Below are 17,393 nucleotides of genomic sequence, written 5' to 3' on the forward strand. Positions count from 1 at the left end.
ATGTGCATGCCCGTCCCTTGGGCGCTTGATCAAACACGTTTAGGGGCGGGCTTCGATCTCACACAGATCTGCGTCCAAGGGCTTGATCCAATGGCGCCAGACACGGCGACAATAGCCGTGCGACGACCAAGATGTGCGCCTAACCCAAAGCCTCCAGGCCCGCTTTCGCGTAGCGCGGAACGAAAGCGCCGAGCGTCAGGCCGCGCTCCGGGTCGGATGCATTGCCGTCCAGCGCGCGTTTCTTCACGCCTTGCAGGATCGCCGCCATCCGAAAAAAGCAAAACGCCACGAAAAATCCAAAATTATCAATGTGATCGATCTGCATGCGCTCACAATAGGAGGCGATGAACTCTTCATCCGACGGTAGGCCCTGGGCCGTACGGTCCACGCCGCCAAGCCCGCGTCCCTGCGCGCCGGGCGGCATCTGCCATTGCATGATCACCGCGGCGAGATCTGCAAATGGATGCCCCAAGGTCGACAATTCCCAATCCAGCACAGCCGCGATTTCCGCTGTGTCCGGCGCAAACATCAAATTGTCGATCCGATAATCCCCATGCACAAGGGTCACCCGACCATCATCGGGCGGGCAAGCGGCATCCAACGCGGCCATGAGCCGGTCCATCGACGGGATCTCTCCGATTTCACTGGCGCGATATTGCTGGGACCAGCGGTCGATTTGACGCCGAAAATAATTCCCGCGCGGGCCGTAATCCTGCAGACCGAAAAGCTCCAGATCAACTTGATGTATCGCCGCAAGAACGCGCCCCATCTCATTGATAAAGATGTTTCTTTCTAGTTTTGATATCTCTTGTAGTCGTGGATCGTCGAATACGCGACCATCCATGTACTCCATGACATAGAAGACCGATCCGATCACCTCGCTCCGCTCACACAGCGCCAGCACTCGTGGAACGGGGACATCGGATGCCGCCAGTGCGCGTTGCACGCGAAATTCGCGCTCAACCGCATGGGCGGATTTCAGCAACACCCCCGCTGGCTTGCGTCGAAGAACGACCTTGGCGCCAGACGCCTCGATCAGATAGGTCGGATTGGACTGCCCGACGGCAAACTTTTCCGCGATTATCGGCCCATCAAAGCCCAGTTCAGCCGACAACCAGCCCGATAGTTGATCCAAATCGAGATCACTCATGGCGCATCGTTGGAATGTTTGCGCAATTCGGCACGGGCGACCTGTCGGCGATGCACCGCATCGGGGCCATCGGCCAAGCGCAAGGTGCGAAGATCGCAATACAGGCGCGCGAGCGGTGTATCCTGGCTGAGACCGGTTGCGCCGTGCATTTGCATGGCCTCGTCCACGACCTTCAAGGCCATCAGCGGCGCCTGCACCTTGACCTTTGAGATCCAGGGCTGCGCGGCCCGCACACCGGCATGATCCATCATCCAGGCGGCTTTCAGACATAGCAAGCGCGTCATCTCGATCTCGATCCGGGCATTGGCGATGACATCGTGATTTGCGCCCAGATCGACCAGCCGCTTGCCGAAGGCCGAGCGTGACAGCCCCCGCTTGACCATCAATTCCAGCGCATATTCGGCGCGCCCGATGGCTCGCATACAATGGTGGATCCGTCCGGGGCCCAGGCGACCTTGCGCCACTTCGAACCCGCGTCCCTCGCCCAGGACGACCGCATCTTGCGGCACCCGCACATCGGTGAACCGGATATGCATATGGCCATGGGGCGCATCGTCGTGGCCAAACACCTCCATGGGGCGCAGCTTTTCGATCCCTTCGGCATTGGACGGCACCAAAAGCATCGTATGGCGTGCGTGCTTTGGCCCGTCCGCATCCGTGCACGCCATCACGATATACAAGCCACAGCGGGGATCCCCCGCCCCGGTTGCCCAATATTTCTCGCCGTTTAGGACCCAGTCTTCACCCTGTCGTTCGCATTTTAACGAAATCTGCGTCGCGTCGGAGGAGGCCACTTGCGGCTCGGTCATCAGATAGGCCGACCGCGTGCGGCCCGCCATCAGATCGGGCAACCACCGCTCCCGTTGATCCGGCGTTCCGTAGCGCTCAAGCACCTCCATGTTGCCGGTATCGGGCGCGTTGCAGTTGAAGATCTCGGGCGCGATGGACACCGCCCCCATTTCCTCGGCCAGATAGGCATATTCGACCGTCGACAGCCCGTAGCCCTGGTCGCTATCGGTCAGCCAGAAATTCCAAAGACCCGCCGCTTTGGCCTTTTCCTTCAGCCCATCGAGGATCTCGATCTGACGGTCTGTCATCGCAAACCGATCGCCGGACGGATGCTTGCCGACCTCGGCATGGTATTCCGCATCCAGCGGCGCGATTTCGTCGCGCACCATGCGGCGGACGGCATCCACCAATGGCCGCGCGCGGTCTGAGACACCTAGATCCATCACATCCTCCCAATCGCCGCTTTGGCGGCGTCATATTCGCGCTCGAGCCGATCCACCAAAGCCGAGACCGGCGCGACCTCTTGCACGGCACCGATGCCTTGCCCGGCGCCCCACACCTGGCTCCAGGCTTTCGGCTTGGCCGTGCCGCCCGCGAAGCTCATTGAACTGACCTCCGCTGTGTCCAGCGCATCGGGATCCATCCCGGCACGCTTGATCGACGGCTTTAAGTAATTCCCGGAAACGCCTGTAAACAAAGAAGATGTCACGATATCTTCCGCACCGCCATCGACAATCATCTTTTTATACTCCGGCACGGCATTGGCCTCTTCAGTGGCGATGAAGGGCGAGCCGATATAGGCCAAATCCGCGCCCATGGCCTGTGCCGCCAAAACCGCGCCGCCGGTGGCAATCGCACCGCTCAGCAACAATGGCCCGTCAAACCAGGCGCGGATTTCCTGCACCAAGGCAAAGGGCGATTGCGGGCCCGCATGGCCCCCGGCCCCGGCAGCCACCGCGATCAACCCATCGGCGCCTTTGGCAATCGCCTTCCGCGCAAAGGTATCGTTGATCACATCATGCAGCGCGATGCCGCCACAGCTATGGGCCGCCTCGTTCACCTCAGGCCGCGCGCCCAGGGACGTGATCCAGATCGGCACCTTCCATTTCGCGCAAATCTCAAGATCCCGCTCCAGCCGCGCATTCGAGCGGTGCACGATCTGGTTGACTCCGAAGGGAGCCGCCGGACGGTCGGGATTGGCCTGGTTCCAGGCATCCAACGCCTCGGTGATCCGGCGCAACCAGGCCTCCAATTGCACCGGCTCCCCGTCGGCTTCACGGGCATTCAGGGCGGGAAAGCTGCCGACGATCCCCGCGCAGCATTGCGCAATGACAAGGTCGGGGCCGGATACGATAAACATCGGCGATCCGACGACCGGTATCCGTAAGCCCCTCAGAATAGGGGGCAATTGGCGTGCTGCCTGCATATCCACGATGCTCCTCCGCCGCGACGCTACCGCGCGTGTCCGGCTGCGGCAAGAGAACACCCTTGCCAACCCCCTCGGGCGGCATCACTCTTCCACCCACACCAAGAGGAGGACCCCCAATGCCCGACGGTCAGACCCGCCATAGCGGCCCGTCCCTTGCCCCATTTGTGTGGGACGATCCGTTTCACCTGTCGGCGCAGCTGACCGAAGACGAACGCATGATCGCCGACAGCGCCCGCGCCTTTGCGCAGGAAAAGCTGCTCCCGCGTGTCACCGACGCCTATCTCGACGAGACGATTGTTCCAGAGATCTTCGCGGAAATGGGTGACATGGGCCTTCTCGGTGTGACGATCCCCGAAAGCTATGGCGGTTTGGGCGCGGATTACGTCAGCTACGGCCTGGTCGCGCGCGAGGTTGAGCGGGTCGATAGCGGCTATCGCTCGATGATGTCGGTGCAATCCAGCCTCGTCATGTATCCGATCCACGCCTATGGCTCCGAAGACCAGCGCCAAAAATATCTGCCGGGGCTCGCCGCGGGCACCCTGATCGGCTGTTTTGGCCTGACCGAGCCCGATGCGGGCTCCGACCCCGCGGGCATGAAGACCACCGCAAAGAAAACCGCCGATGGCTATGTGCTGAACGGCGCCAAGATGTGGATCTCCAACAGCCCCATCGCCGATGTTTTTCTGGTCTGGGCGAAATCCGAGGCGCATGGCGGCAAGATCCGTGGTTTTGTGTTGGACAAGGGCATGGCCGGCCTCTCAGCCCCCAAGATCGGTGGCAAACTCAGCCTGCGCGCCAGCGTCACGGGCGAGATTGTGATGGACAATGTGGCCGTCCCCGAGGACGCGATCTTGCCCGGTGTCGAAGGTCTGAAAGGCCCCTTCGGCTGCCTCAATCGCGCACGTTATGGAATCGGTTGGGGCGTCATGGGGGCCGCTGAAGATTGCTGGCACCGGGCGCGCAGCTACGGCATGGATCGCGTCCAATTCGGCCGCCCCCTGGCGCAAACACAATTGTTCCAGAAAAAGCTCGCCGATATGCAGACGGAGATTGCACTGGGCCTACAGGGCGCCTTGCGCGCAGGCCGCATGATGGATGAGGGCAGCTGTGCGCCCGAAATCATCTCACTGATCAAGCGCAACAATGCGGGCAAGGCCTTGGATATCGCACGTATGGCCCGCGATATGCATGGCGGCAACGGCATCATGGCCGAATACCACGTGATGCGGCATGCCCAGAACCTGGAAACCGTCAACACCTATGAGGGCACGCATGACGTTCACGCCTTGATCCTGGGCCGCGCGCAGACCGGATTGCAGGCGTTTTTCTAGGCGTGACTTGACCCCGATCAAAGTGCGGCGACCGCCCATGTGACACTCTGGTGGCCTCAATCTCAATGGGAGGGAACGATGTCAGAGGCACATTTCCACGTCGAAAAGACGGGGGCGAATTCTCTGCGGGCCACCATTTCGGGCGCGATGGATGCCATCACGATGGAGGCGGCGTTGACCACGCTCTCAAGCGAAATGGCGGGCATGGCCCATGGCGATATGCTGATGATCGATCAGGGCGCGTCATGGCCGACCATCGGCGCCATCGGCGTCGAGTTGCGCCATTGGCCGCAGATGATGGCGATGCTGCATCAGCTCGACCGGACTGCCTTCGTCACCCACAATCCAATGTTCCGGGCGGCTGCGACGATGGAATCCGCCTTTTTGCCGGGGTTCGAGATCCGCTGTTTCAACGATGAAGCCAGCGCCCAGGCATGGCTGACCGAGGCGCGCGACGCCGCTTAGGCGCGCGGCTTGGGCGGGTTCGGCACCGGCGGCGTTGGAACGGGGGGCGTCGGTGTCTCGGCCTTTGGCTCTGTTGAGGTATCCGCGCGATCGGGCTCAGCGCCGTTCGCTGTATCGGCGCGCTCCGGTGTCTCTTCGGGGGCGGGCAGCGCCAGCGCCTCATCGGCGAATTGCTCCGGCGTCTCCGGCAGGATATGCCCGGTCGCCGGGTCAAGCGTCACCCGCGGTTTGTGTACCAGCCCATCGATCATTCCGTTCAGCTCAGAGACCAGACGCGCAAACCGGTCGCGGTCGGTTTCGATTGTCACTCCCGGAGCCTTCTTGGTCCCGCCGAACAGGAACTTGAACATGGGCCTCTCCAACATTGCCTGAACCTTGCCGCCCTGTTTAAGCGATGCGGCAGCGCAGCAAAAGGGTGCCGGACTCGCTTCGGCGTCGGACCGCTTGGCAAGTCCGCGCCAATTGGGCAGAACGGGGGCAACCAAGGGGGGCGCGATGCGGATTGCGACATTCAACATCAACGGTGTGAAAGCGCGGCTAGGCGCATTGGGCGATTGGCTGGACGAGGCCAAGCCCGACGTGGCGTTGCTGCAGGAAATCAAATCGGTGGACGAGGCCTTCCCACGCGAGATGTTCGAGGACCGCGGCTACAATGTGGAAACCCACGGCCAGAAAGGCTTCAACGGGGTCGCGATCCTGTCAAAACTGCCCATAGAGGATGTGCGTCGCGGCCTCCCAGGCGATGATAGCGACGACCAGGCGCGATGGATCGAGGCGACCGTCATGGGCGATGCCCAGGCTGTGCGGCTCTGCGGCCTCTATCTGCCCAACGGCAATCCGGCACCCGGCCCGAAATACGACTACAAGCTGGGCTGGATGGCGCGCCTCCACATCCATGCCGAAACGTTGCTCGACAGCGAAATGCCGGTGGTGATGGCGGGTGACTACAACATCATTCCCCAGGACGAGGACGCCGCCCGCCCCGAGGCCTGGCGCGAGGATGCCCTGGCCCGCCCCGACAGCCGCGCCGCCTTCCGGCGCCTGCTCGCCTTGGGGTTCACCGAAGCTTTCCGCGCCCGCAATCAGGCGCCCGGCATGTATTCTTTCTGGGATTATCAGGCTGGGGCCTGGGACAAGAATGACGGCATCCGCATCGACCACCATCTGCTCAGCGCCGAGGCCGCCGATCTGTTGCGCGATTGCTGGATCGAGAAAGAGGTGCGCGGGCGTGAAAAACCCTCCGACCACGTCCCCGTCTGGATCGACCTCGCCGCTTAAGCACAGCCTCGCGGGACGGTGGGAGGGGCGATGCCGCAGGCAAGCGTCTCCCCGGCCCGCCTACAACCCGTTCAACGGCACTTTCAACACCGGTCGCCCCGCATCGTCTTTCGGAATATCGCCCGCGCGCATGTTGACCTGCAGCGAGGGGATGATCAGCTTTGGCATCGCCAGGGTCGCATCCCGCGCTTCACGCAATGCAATAAACTCCTCACGGCTGGTCCCATCGGTCAGGTGAATGTTGCGCGCGCGTTCTTCGGCCACACTGGTTTCCCAGGCGATTGCGCGGCCCCCCGGTCCGTAATCATGGCAAATGAACAGCCGCATCTCATCGGGCAGGCTCAGCACCTTCTGAATGGAATCGTAAAGCTTGCCCGCATCTCCGCCCGGAAAATCGCAGCGCGCCGATCCGCCATCTGGCATGAACAATGTATCGCCCACAAACGCCGCATTGCCCATGACATGGACCATGCAGGCAGGGGTATGGCCAGGCGTCGCCATCGCAAACGCCGTCATTCCGCCGATCTTATAGGTGTCGCCATCGGCAAACAGCGCATCGAACTGGCTGCCATCGCGCTGGAATTCCGTGCCTTCATTGAAGACCTTGCCGAACACCTCCTGCACCTCGGTGATCTTTTCCCCGATCCCGATCTGGCCGCCCAACTTGTCCTGCAGATACGGCGCCGCAGACAGGTGATCGGCATGGACATGGGTTTCGATCAGCCAGGCCACCTTCAGCCCATTGTCCTGCACGAAGGCGATGATCTCATCGGCGCTGTCATAGCTGATCCGCCCGGCCGCATAATCGATGTCCAAAACCGTATCGATCACCGCGCAAGCGGCACTGCCCGGGTCCTGGACCACGTAGGAAATCGTATTGGTGGCGTCATCGAAAAAGCCGGTGACCTTCGGCACCACGTTCACATCGACCGGATAGTGCATTTCCAAATCCTCCCATTGCTCCCAAGAACGATAGCGCAGGCAGGACATGCGTGAATACCCGGCAGATCGCGCCAAATCCGGCCGCAGCCCCACCCTGCCCGCTGGACAATCCGCCGCCTGCCCCAATAGGTTATCCACGCGGCCACGACCGCCCCCCAAGGACACGGGGACAATACAGGGAGCTATTCTATGACCAACCGTATCACCGCGCTTGGCGCGGCCTTGCTTGTGACCACGTCACTGACGGCCACCAGCTTGAATGCCGAGACGCTGCGTTGGGCGCGCGCCGCCGAGGCGCTGACGCTCGATCCGCATTCGCAAAACGAAGGGCCGACCACGACCCTGATGCATCAGATTTACGAGCCACTCATCCTGCGCAACATGGCCGGTGAGATGGAGCCTGCGCTCGCCACCTCCTGGGCGCCCTCCGAAGACAATCCGAATGTCTGGGTCTTCGAGCTGCGAGAAGGCGTCAGCTACCATGGCGGCGAAAGCTTCGAGGCCGCCGATGTGGTCTTCAGCCTCAACCGGGCAATGCAGGAAACCTCGAACTTCAAAGAGCTGCTGTCCGGCGTGGTCGAAATCCGCGCGACCGGCGACTACACCGTCGAGATCGAAACCGACGGCCCCAACCCGCTGCTGCCCAACAACCTGACCAATATCATGATGATGGATGAGGGCTGGAGCACCGAAAACGGCGCCGAAACCGTGCAGGATTATGCCGGGGGCGAAGACAGCTTTGCCGCGCGCAACGTCAACGGCACCGGTCCCTTCGTGCTGGAAAGCCGCGAAGCGGACGTGCAGACGGTCCTGTCCGCCAATCCAGATTATTGGGGCATCGGGGAATTCCCGCTGGCCGTGACCGAGATCGTCTTCACGCCGATCCAGAACCCCGCCACCCGTCTGGCCGCCTTCCTGGGCGGTGAGGTCGACTTCATCCAGGACGTGCCGGTGCAGGATCTGGGTCGCGTGGAAGAAGCCGATGGGATCGGTCTGGCCACGGCACCGCAAAACCGGGTGATCTTCTTCGGCATGAATGTCGGGGCCGACGATCTGGACCGCGACAATGTCGATGGCGAAAACCCGTTCGCGAACCCGCTTGTCCGCGAGGCCATGAATATCGCCATCAACCGCGAAGCCATCCAGCAGATCGTGATGCGCGGCCAATCGGCCCCCGCCGGCGTGATCTCGCCCCCGCCGGTCAACGGCTGGACCGAGGATCTGGACGGCTACCCGGAATACGACATCGAGGCCGCCCGCGCACTAATGGCCGAAGCGGGCTATGAAGATGGGTTCTCGATCCAACTCGATTGCCCGAATGACCGCTACATCAACGATGAGGCGATCTGTCAGGCCGCCGTCGGCATGTTCGCGCAATTGGGCATCACGGTGAACCTGTCCGCCCTGCCCCGCGCCCAGCATTTCCCGCTGATCGCAAATCTGGAAACGGATTTCTATCTGCTGGGCTGGGGCGTTCCGACCTATGACGCGGAATATATCTTCAACTTCCTCTACCATTCCCGCAACGAGGGCCGTGGGTCCTGGAACGGCACGCAATACTCCAACCCCGAAATGGACGAGATGATCGTCAGCCTGTCCTCGGAGACCGATCTGGATGTGCGCGACGGCACCATCGCCGATCTGTTTGCCATGGCCGAGGACGAGCTGATCTATCTTCCGGTCCATAACCAGGTGTTGAACTGGGGTGTCTCCGATACCTGGAGCACGCTTGTGGATGCCGATGACCAGGTGAAGTTCAAATATTTTGAACTGAACTGATCCACGTCACATTGAATGCAACGGGCCCGGGCGGATGCGCGGGCCCGTTATCTGTCTGGCAGTGCCAGACGCCGACATTGGGCAAAAAACCCGTCCCATCGCAGCGTTATTGATCCCGATCAAAGTCAGGCCGCGCCTCCTCGGCCATGGTTACACGCGCAACCACTTGCGCGGTTCGACCTGAAAGGAGTGACCCCATGTTCAAAACCATCGTCGTCGCCATCGATGGCTCTGCCCCGTCCCAACATGCGTTGGACACGGCCAGCAAACTCGCCGTTACCTTCGATGCGGATCTTCACTTGGTTCACTCTCCGCAAATCGAAACCACGATGATCGCCGTGGGATACAGCGTGATGGATGTGCCCATCACCCCCGAACGGATCGCCGAGGCCGGTGCATCGGTCATGGATGCCGCCTTGGCCAGCGCCAAGGATGCGGGTTGCACCAAGGTAAATTCCACCATCGGGTCCGGCGACGCCACCGATGACATCTTGGATGCGGCAAAGCTGAACGATGCCGATCTGATCGTGATGGGCCGCCGGGGTCTGGGATCCATCGCCAGTGTCCTGATGGGCAGCGTCAGTCAAAAGGTCGCCCATGGGGCCAGCTGCTCGGTCCTGACCGTCAACTAATGGTCAGCGCGCTGGCCCGTGGGGCGCCGAGGCCAGCTTGAGAAACGTACGATCTTCGCGCAGCAAGAACCGCTCACGCTGCGCGAAGGCGTAGTTTTCCTGCCCCAGAGGATCCTCAGCCAGCCGCGCGCGATAACGTTGATATTCCGCAAGGCTGTCAATATTGTAGATCCCGTAGGCCAAGGTGCTCGACCCTTCGTGGGGCGCATAATAGCCGACAAGATCCGCGCCGCAGCGTGGGATCGCCTGGCCCCAATTGCGGGCATAGGTTTCGAATTCAGCGTGCTTTGTCGGATCGATCTGATACCGAATGATACAAGTCAGCATGGAACCTCCTTAGGATAGATACGGTCGATGTAGCCTCTTGCTTCGTCCAGATGCTTCGGCCAACATCGAAGCATGAAAGAAGGTCCTGACATTGCCCGCATCGCCGCGCTGATCGGGGAGCCCGCCCGCGCCAATATGCTGACCGCGTTGATGAGCGGCCGCGCCCTGACGGCGACGGAATTGGCGGCTGAGGCCGGTGTGACGGCGCAGACCGCCTCCACCCATCTGGCGCAGATGGTCGAGGCGGGGCTGATCAACCCGCGCAAATCCGGGCGCCACAAATACATGTCCCTCGCCCGGCCCGAGGTCGCCCAAGCCTTGGAAGCCTTGATGGGCGTTGCGGCGGCCACCGGGCATCTGCGCACGCGAACCGGGCCCAAGGATACCGCCCTGCGCCGGGCGCGGGTGTGCTACAACCACCTGGCCGGTGAGGTCGGAACCGCCCTTTATGACAGATGGCTTGCGGATGACCTGCTGCGCGAAGTCGGCGACGCGGTTGGCCTGACGCCAAAGGGCGAGGCCGCCTTTTCGGATTGGGGCGTGGATCTTGCCCCGCTGCGCAATGCCCGCGCCCCGCTCTGCCGTCCCTGCCTGGATTGGAGCGAGCGGCGCACCCACCTGGCTGGCAGCCTTGGCCGCGCGATCCTGGCGCATATGGACCAGCTCGGCTGGGCCAAACGCGACAGCACAAGCCGCGCGGTTCATATCACCGCGCGGGGCGAGGCGGGCCTGGCACGCTGGCTTTAGCCGCGCGCTGATGCACAGCCGCCCTGCGATCGCTCACAGTTTCGTGATCACACGCCCCCTCGCCCTATATGCGCCAATGGGCCACGCTCGGCTCTGCGGGATTACGACCGGTGCCGCATGCAAAAAAAGACATCTCGGGGGAGAGACCATATGCACCGCCTTTTTACCGCCAGCGTGCTTGCGCTGGCCACTGCGCTTCCGACCCAGGCTGAAACATTCCGATGGGCCGCCACAACCGATCCGCAAACGATGGACCCCCATGCGGTCTCATCCGCGCCGGTTCTGGGATTTCTGAACAACGTCTATGAAGGCCTGGTGCGTCGCGGGCGCGACATGTCGATCGAACCCGCCCTGGCCGAAAGCTGGGAGCCGATCGGTGAAGGCGAGGGCTGGCGGTTCGTCCTGCGCCAGGGCGTGAGCTTTCACGATGGCGCGGACTTCACCGCCGAAGACGTCGTATTCAGCTATGAGCGCGCCGCCTCCGAGGAAAGCGATGTGGCCAGCTGGTTTGCCCCGGTCACCGAGGTGGTGGCGGTTGATGACTACACCGTCGATGTCATGACCTCCTCCCCGCAGCCGATTTTTCCCGATTCCATCGCCAATTGGATGATGATGGATAGCGGCTGGGCCGAAGCCAATGGCGCCGAACGCCCGGCCCGCGACGCCGAGAATTACGCCACCGGCAACGTGAACGGCACCGGCGCCTTCATGCTGCAAAGCCGTCAACCCGATCTTGAAACCGTGCTTGTGCCCTTCGACGGTTGGTGGGGTGAGGTCGAACACAACATCACCGAGGCGATCTTCACACCGATCCAAAACTCAGCCACCGCCGTTGCCGCCCTGCTGGCGGGCGATATCGATGTGATCGATCCGGTGCCTGTCCAAGACGCGGCGCGGGTGAACGCGACCGATGGCGTGTATGTGCTGGACGGGATCGAGGCGCGGGTGATCATGCTGGGCTTTGCCCATGATCACGAGAGCCTGCAAAATGGCGGCGACAACATCTTCGCCGATCCCCGTATCCGGCAGGCAGTGGGCCATGCGATCAACGTGCCCGCGATCCTGCAGGCGATCATGGGCGGCGCGGCGGAACCTGCGAGCCAATTGGTCAGCCCCGCAATGCGCGGCTATTCCGAGGCGGCCTCCGACCGTCCGGCCTATGATCAGGACCTGGCCCGCAGCCTGATCGCCGAGGCGGGCGCGGACGGAGCCAATTTTACGCTCTCCTGCCCGAATGATCGCTATCTGAACGACGAATCCGTCTGCCAGGCGATTGTCGGCATGCTGGCGCAGGTGGGCCTGAACGCGACACTCGACGCGATGCCGGTGTCGAATTACTGGCCGGAATTGCGGGCCGACAATTTCGACATGTATCTGTTGGGCTGGTCGCCCGGCACGTTCGATGCCGAACATCCGATCCGCTTCCTGGTCCACACCTCCGGTGAGCGGCTGGGCACGTGGAATTTCGGCGGCTATTCGAACCCGCGGATCGATGAATTGCTGCCGGCGATCCAGTCGGAAATCGACGACGCGGCGCGCCAGGAGATGCTGGATGAAGCGGCGATGATCATCCAGGACGATGCGGTCTACACACCGCTCTACGTGCAGCCGCTGCTCTGGGGCGTGCGCGATGGGATCGAATTGACCCAGCGGGCCGACAACTTCTTCATCCTGCGCTGGGTGACGGTCGGCGTGAGCGAGTGACACCGGGATGGCGCCCGCAAGAGCGGTCGCCCGGTGCTTGGAGGACCCGTCCTCCAAACCTCCTGATGAGAGGGGGCCACAGCCCCCTCTCACACTCTCCCCGGCCCCCTCTCACACTCTCCCCGGGCGCACCCCTGGGTGCGCGCCGATTGCCTACTGACCCTGTATCGACATTGTGCCGAAGTCAGAAATCACACCGGCATGGCGCATATGAGTGTCAATCAGCGTCTTTAGATCATCGTGACGCCCACCACCTGCAGCAAGATCAGCGTGGCAGCCATCAAGAACATCCAAAACACACTGCCATGTAACTCTCTTGCCCGCGCAACTCCGGGGTGCGACCAAACATGCTGCAACAAGCGAAGACCCAGCACGAGCATCGTGATGATCTGAAAGATAAGGCCCAACGAAAGTGCGATAGATATCATATCTTCGTTCGTGTCGCTGATCGAATAAGTCGCCATTGCGACAATGATCGCAAGCCCGGCAACTAGAAATGGCTGGAAAATCTGAGCGAACAGAACCTCGTGCACCGGCCCATCCAAATCATCCAATGACCTAAATCGGCCGAGCTGAACAAATGCGAACAACGAAACCGACACGGCAAATGCTGCGATATGGTAATCTCCGACAATGATCGATGCTCCGATCACAGCGCCAATCATGCCAGACGATGTCGCTGTCACGCTAAGTTGTTTTTGGATTTCCATAACTATCCCTCACCACTTTCGCTTGATGCTGAAACAGTGAGAGGAGACAACAGGCTGGGCAAGCCTGCGTTTCCACCGAACCGGTTCGGGCTGCGCTGCGCCTATGATGATAAGTTTCGCACGCCTCCCCCATCGAAGCCCAAACGCTTCATTTCCACGACTTGACGCCGATCGACCATAGGACCTAAACCAGCCCATGCTCAGCTTCATTCTCCGCCGTGTGTTCCAATCGCTTTTGGTCTTGCTCATCGTTGGGCTTGTCGCCTTTGCGATGTTTCGCTTTGTCGGTGACCCGGTCGACACGATGTTGGGCCAGGAACGCACCCTGGAAGACATCGACCGGTTGCGCGAAACCCTGGGGCTGAACAAGCCGTTCTTCATTCAATACTGGGATTTCCTGATGCGCGCTTTGCAAGGCGACCTGGGCATTTCCTACCGCCAGGACAGGCCGGTCGCGGAGATCATCGTCGAGCGTTTGCCCGCCACGCTGGAACTTGCGATCGTCTCAGGCGGTCTTGCCCTGGGCCTGGGCATCATCCTGGGGATCTACACCGCCATCCGCCGCGACGGGATCTCGGCCAACCTGATCATGAGCGTCAGCCTGATCGGTGTCTCGCTGCCCACATTCCTGATCGGGATTTTGTTGATCTATGGGTTTGGCGTCGGGATCGATATCCGCATCCCCTTCACCGATACCACTTTCAATACAGGCGGCATGCCCACCTTCGGGCGCGGCGACACGGTCGATCTGGGCGGCTGGACCACGGGCTTTGCCACCTGGGACGGGATCCAATCCATCATCCTGCCCGCCATCACACTCGGGCTCTACCAGATGACCCTGATCATGCGCCTGGTGCGGGCCGAAATGCTGGAGGTGCTGCGCGCCGATTACATCCGCTTTGCCCGCGCCCGCGGCCTCGGCAATCGAACGATCCATTTCCGCCACGCCCTGAAGAACACAATGGTGCCCGTGATCACGGTCACCGGCCTGCAATTGGGCTCGATCATCGCCTTCGCGATCATCACCGAGACGGTGTTCCAATGGCCCGGGGTCGGGCTGCTGTTCATCAATGCGATCCAATTCGTCGATATCCCCGTCATGGCCGCCTATCTGATGCTGATCTCGGTGATGTTCGTGGCCATCAATCTGATCGTCGATTTGCTCTATGCGGCAATTGATCCGCGCCTGCGGGTAGACGGGAAAAGCACATGACCGACACGCCAAATACCCGCACAGAGCTGCCCGAAGACGCGCCGGGGCGCTTTGCCCGCGCCATGGACAGCGACCTGGCCTACGCGTTCTTCCGATCACCCGTGGCGCTGATCTCGGCCAGTGTGACCCTGATCCTGATCTTCGCGGCGATGTTCGCGCCGCTGATCGCGCCGCATGATCCGTTTAACCCAGCGACGCTGAACCTTCTGAACGGCCTGACCGCGCCCGGCGTACCCTCGGCCTTCACCGGCGACACGTTCCTGCTGGGCACCGATGACCAGGGACGGGATGTGTTCTCCACCATCCTCTTCGGCCTCAGGATCTCACTATTCGTGGGCTTCGCCGCGGTCACCTTCGCCCTAGTTCTGGGGGTGACCCTGGGCTTGATCGCGGGCTATGTCGGCGGTTGGGTCGAGACGATCATCATGCGCATCGCCGATATCCAGCTCACCTTCCCCTCGATCCTGGTCGCGATGCTGATCTTCGGCATCGCCAAAGGCATCACACCCATCGAATATCGCGATCAGGTGGCAATCGCCGTGCTGATCCTGGCCATCGGGCTGAGCGATTGGGTGCAATTCGCGCGCGTGGTACGCGGCGCGACGCTGGTGGAAAAGAACAAGGAATACGTGCAAGCGGCGCGCCTGATCGGGCGGCCCTCATTCGTGATCATGGCCCGCCACATCCTGCCAAATGTGCTCTCGCCGGTGCTGGTCATTGCCACGATTTCCCTCGCGCTGGCCATTATCGCCGAGGCCACGCTGTCGTTCCTGGGCGTCGGGGCCCCGCCGACCGAGCCCTCCCTCGGCACGCTGATCCGCATCGGGCAAACGTTCCTCTTCTCCGGCAATTGGTGGATCCTGGTTTTCCCCGCCGCCACGCTGCTGGCACTGGCGCTCAGCGTGAATCTGCTGGGTGACTGGCTGCGCGACGCCCTGAACCCGAGGCTGCGGTGATGCTTGCATCCAGCGCGATGGCACAGCTTTCTCAGGAGACCCCCTGATGGCCCTTCTCGAAATCGAAAACCTCACCGTCGAATTTCCGACCCGCCGCAAATTGTTTACGGCTGTAAACTCGGCCAATCTGACGGTCGAACCGGGCCAGATCCACGGGCTTGTCGGCGAAAGCGGCGCGGGGAAATCCACCATCGGCGCCGCCGTCATGGGCCTTCTCGACCCGCCGGGGCGCATTGCAGGCGGCCTGATCCGGTTCCGCGGCGAAGAGATTTCGGGCCTCGACAAAGCGGCGATGGCGGCCCTGCGCGGCAAGAAGATCTCGATGATCTTCCAGGATCCGCTGACCTCCCTCAACCCGCTCTTCACCGTGCGCCAGCAACTGGTCGAGACGATCTCAGAACATCTCGATGTCACCGACGACGAGGCCAACCAACGCGCCCGCGACCTGATCGACCGTGTGGGCATCCCCGACCCCGAGGCGCGGCTGGACCAATACCCGCACCAATTCTCCGGCGGGATGCGGCAGCGCGTGGTCATCGCGCTGGCGCTTTGCTCCGAACCCGACGTGATCATCGCCGACGAACCCACAACCGCGCTTGATGTCTCGATCCAGGCGCAGATCCTGGAGCTGATCAAGGAACTCGCCCGCGAACGTCAGGTGGGCGTTATCCTGATCACCCATGATATGGGCGTGATTGCCGACACGACCGACAAGGTCACGGTGATGTATATGGGCGAGGTTGTCGAAAGCGGCCCGACCGGTCAGGTGCTGGGCCAGCCCAGCCATCCCTACACCAAGTCGCTGATCGCCGCCGTGCCCCGCCCGACCGTCAAGCTGCACCGCTTTCCGCTGATCGGATATGGCGGGCGCGTGACGGAATTCGCCATCGAAGACCTCAAGCGCAATTGGCCCAGTGTCGAGATCGACCGCTCAAAGCCCCTGGTCGAAGCCCAGGGGCTGACGAAGCGCTTCGTGCAACGGCGCGCGATCCTGCCGCGCAATCGCAAGATGTTCACCGCGGTCGACAGCGCCACGTTCCAGATCCGCGAAGGCGAAGTGTTCGGCCTGGTCGGCGAAAGCGGCTCGGGCAAATCGACCATCGCGCGGATGATTGCCGGGCTCTATCCGGTGGATGACGGCGCGGTGCGTTTCGATGACCAGGAGGTGGCCCCGCTATCGGGTGGCGTGCCCGATTGGTATCGCAAGCAGATCCAGATGATCTTCCAGGATCCCTATTCGTCCCTGAACCCTCGCATGCGCGTCGACGATATCGTCGCAGAACCCGCGCGCCACCATCGGCTCTACCCCGAGGCCACGATCCGCGAACGTGTCGCCGAATTGCTCGACCGCGTCGGGTTGGGCGCGGCCGCGGGGATGAAGTATCCACACGAGTTTTCCGGCGGCCAACGGCAGCGTATTTCCATCGCCCGCGCGCTGGCCACGCAGCCGCGGTTCCTGATCTGTGATGAGCCGACCAGCGCGCTCGACGTGTCGATCCAGGCGCAAATCCTCAACATCCTGAAGGATCTGCAGGAACATCTTGGCCTGACGATGCTGTTCATTTCCCATGACCTGCCCGTCGTGCGACAGATGTGCGACCGCGTCGGCGTGATGAAGAACGGTCAATTGGTCGAAGTTGCAGAGACCGAGGCGCTGTTTGCCAACCCGCAACACCCCTATACGCAAAGCCTGCTATCTCTTATGCCACGCCTCGACGGGCTCAGCGAAGAGGGCTTGGCGGTCGCCTAGCTGAGACATTACGAAAGGCCCCGCCAGGGCCGGGTGCGATCAGCGAGGTCATCGGGGAACCGACCCCGGATCGCAGCCTAACGGCGGAGCCACCGCGCCCCAACACCCGCCGCCCCGACACACACCCACACATAACGCCCCGATACACATCCTCCCGACCCAAAGTCACAGCAAAACGCCGTGATGGGCGC

General features: G+C 61.9%; 17 protein-coding genes. 10 read left to right on the top strand and 7 right to left on the bottom strand.

Going from position 1 to position 17,393, the window contains the following annotated elements:
• Window positions 1-139: 139 nt before the first annotated feature.
• From V8J82_RS19135 to V8J82_RS19145, 3 genes are read right to left on the bottom strand one after another with little or no spacing between them, the layout of a single operon-like run.
• The gene (locus V8J82_RS19135) at window positions 140-1,150 is read right to left on the bottom strand and encodes a phosphotransferase family protein (protein ID WP_339977662.1); all 1,011 of its coding nucleotides are present in this window, start codon (window positions 1,148-1,150) and stop codon (window positions 140-142) included.
• Window positions 1,147-2,382 (bottom strand): acyl-CoA dehydrogenase family protein, encoded by a 1,236-nt coding sequence (locus tag V8J82_RS19140; protein WP_339977664.1) that lies wholly within the window; start codon window positions 2,380-2,382, stop codon window positions 1,147-1,149. The genes V8J82_RS19135 and V8J82_RS19140 overlap by 4 nt, the downstream gene beginning before the upstream one ends.
• The gene (locus tag V8J82_RS19145) at window positions 2,382-3,299 is read right to left on the bottom strand and encodes an NAD(P)H-dependent flavin oxidoreductase (protein WP_339977666.1); all 918 of its coding nucleotides are present in this window, start codon (window positions 3,297-3,299) and stop codon (window positions 2,382-2,384) included. Before V8J82_RS19145 ends, V8J82_RS19140 begins: the two co-directional genes overlap by 1 nt.
• A 185-nt stretch (window positions 3,300-3,484) precedes the next feature.
• Between V8J82_RS19145 and V8J82_RS19150 the strand changes: the two genes are divergently transcribed.
• Together V8J82_RS19150 and V8J82_RS19155 are read left to right on the top strand one after the other, a co-directional pair.
• Window positions 3,485-4,699, top strand: a complete 1,215-nt coding sequence (locus V8J82_RS19150) for an acyl-CoA dehydrogenase (protein WP_339977668.1) — start codon at window positions 3,485-3,487, stop codon at window positions 4,697-4,699.
• A 78-nt stretch (window positions 4,700-4,777) separates the two neighbouring features.
• Complete coding sequence (locus tag V8J82_RS19155) at window positions 4,778-5,164, top strand: SpoIIAA family protein (protein ID WP_339977670.1); 387 nt, start codon at window positions 4,778-4,780, stop codon at window positions 5,162-5,164.
• On the opposite strand, the gene V8J82_RS19160 is transcribed toward V8J82_RS19155, so the two are convergent.
• Window positions 5,161-5,514, bottom strand: a complete 354-nt coding sequence (locus tag V8J82_RS19160; protein WP_339977672.1) for a hypothetical protein — start codon at window positions 5,512-5,514, stop codon at window positions 5,161-5,163. The genes V8J82_RS19155 and V8J82_RS19160 overlap by 4 nt on opposite strands.
• A 145-nt stretch (window positions 5,515-5,659) precedes the next feature.
• On the opposite strand from V8J82_RS19160, the gene xth reads away from it, so the two are divergent.
• On the top strand, window positions 5,660-6,442 hold the full coding sequence (xth, locus tag V8J82_RS19165; protein WP_339977674.1) for an exodeoxyribonuclease III: 783 nt from the start codon (window positions 5,660-5,662) through the stop codon (window positions 6,440-6,442).
• 60 nt (window positions 6,443-6,502) lie between these two features.
• Here xth and V8J82_RS19170 read toward each other — a convergent pair whose 3' ends face one another.
• Complete coding sequence (locus V8J82_RS19170; protein WP_339977936.1) at window positions 6,503-7,384, bottom strand: MBL fold metallo-hydrolase; 882 nt, start codon at window positions 7,382-7,384, stop codon at window positions 6,503-6,505.
• A 189-nt stretch (window positions 7,385-7,573) separates the two neighbouring features.
• On the opposite strand from V8J82_RS19170, the gene V8J82_RS19175 reads away from it, so the two are divergent.
• Window positions 7,574-9,163, top strand: coding sequence for an ABC transporter substrate-binding protein (locus V8J82_RS19175; protein WP_339977676.1), 1,590 nt, complete (start codon window positions 7,574-7,576; stop codon window positions 9,161-9,163).
• A 197-nt stretch (window positions 9,164-9,360) separates the two neighbouring features.
• Window positions 9,361-9,795, top strand: a complete 435-nt coding sequence (locus tag V8J82_RS19180; RefSeq protein ID WP_339977678.1) for a universal stress protein — start codon at window positions 9,361-9,363, stop codon at window positions 9,793-9,795.
• Window positions 9,796-9,798: 3 nt separating this feature from the next.
• Here the strand turns inward: V8J82_RS19180 and V8J82_RS19185 are convergent, their stop codons facing one another.
• Window positions 9,799-10,122 (bottom strand): NIPSNAP family protein, encoded by a 324-nt coding sequence (locus V8J82_RS19185; protein ID WP_339977680.1) that lies wholly within the window; start codon window positions 10,120-10,122, stop codon window positions 9,799-9,801.
• A 72-nt stretch (window positions 10,123-10,194) separates the two neighbouring features.
• Here V8J82_RS19185 and V8J82_RS19190 point away from each other — a divergent pair, with 72 nt between their 5' ends.
• Both V8J82_RS19190 and V8J82_RS19195 read left to right on the top strand, forming a co-directional pair.
• The gene (locus tag V8J82_RS19190; RefSeq protein WP_339977682.1) at window positions 10,195-10,869 is read left to right on the top strand and encodes an ArsR/SmtB family transcription factor; all 675 of its coding nucleotides are present in this window, start codon (window positions 10,195-10,197) and stop codon (window positions 10,867-10,869) included.
• A 150-nt stretch (window positions 10,870-11,019) separates the two neighbouring features.
• Entirely contained in the window at window positions 11,020-12,573 is a 1,554-nt protein-coding gene (locus tag V8J82_RS19195) for an ABC transporter substrate-binding protein (protein WP_339977684.1), read from the top strand.
• Between the two features lie 230 nt (window positions 12,574-12,803).
• Here the strand turns inward: V8J82_RS19195 and V8J82_RS19200 are convergent, their stop codons facing one another.
• The gene (locus V8J82_RS19200; RefSeq protein WP_339977686.1) at window positions 12,804-13,283 is read right to left on the bottom strand and encodes a hypothetical protein; all 480 of its coding nucleotides are present in this window, start codon (window positions 13,281-13,283) and stop codon (window positions 12,804-12,806) included.
• Between the two features lie 196 nt (window positions 13,284-13,479).
• Between V8J82_RS19200 and V8J82_RS19205 the strand changes: the two genes are divergently transcribed.
• The 3 genes from V8J82_RS19205 (at window position 13,480) to V8J82_RS19215 (ending at window position 17,202) form a co-directional block, all read left to right on the top strand.
• Window positions 13,480-14,496, top strand: a complete 1,017-nt coding sequence (locus V8J82_RS19205; protein ID WP_339977688.1) for an ABC transporter permease — start codon at window positions 13,480-13,482, stop codon at window positions 14,494-14,496.
• 62 nt (window positions 14,497-14,558) lie between these two features.
• Window positions 14,559-15,452 carry an ABC transporter permease gene (locus V8J82_RS19210; RefSeq protein WP_339977939.1) on the top strand — a complete coding sequence of 298 codons (894 nt, stop codon included), beginning with the start codon at window positions 14,559-14,561 and terminating at the stop codon, window positions 15,450-15,452.
• Between the two features lie 46 nt (window positions 15,453-15,498).
• Window positions 15,499-17,202 (top strand): ABC transporter ATP-binding protein, encoded by a 1,704-nt coding sequence (locus V8J82_RS19215; RefSeq protein WP_339977690.1) that lies wholly within the window; start codon window positions 15,499-15,501, stop codon window positions 17,200-17,202.
• The last annotated feature ends 191 nt before the right edge of the window (window positions 17,203-17,393 follow it).

Source organism: Gymnodinialimonas mytili (assembly GCF_037544085.1).
GTDB lineage: Bacteria > Pseudomonadota > Alphaproteobacteria > Rhodobacterales > Rhodobacteraceae > Gymnodinialimonas > Gymnodinialimonas mytili.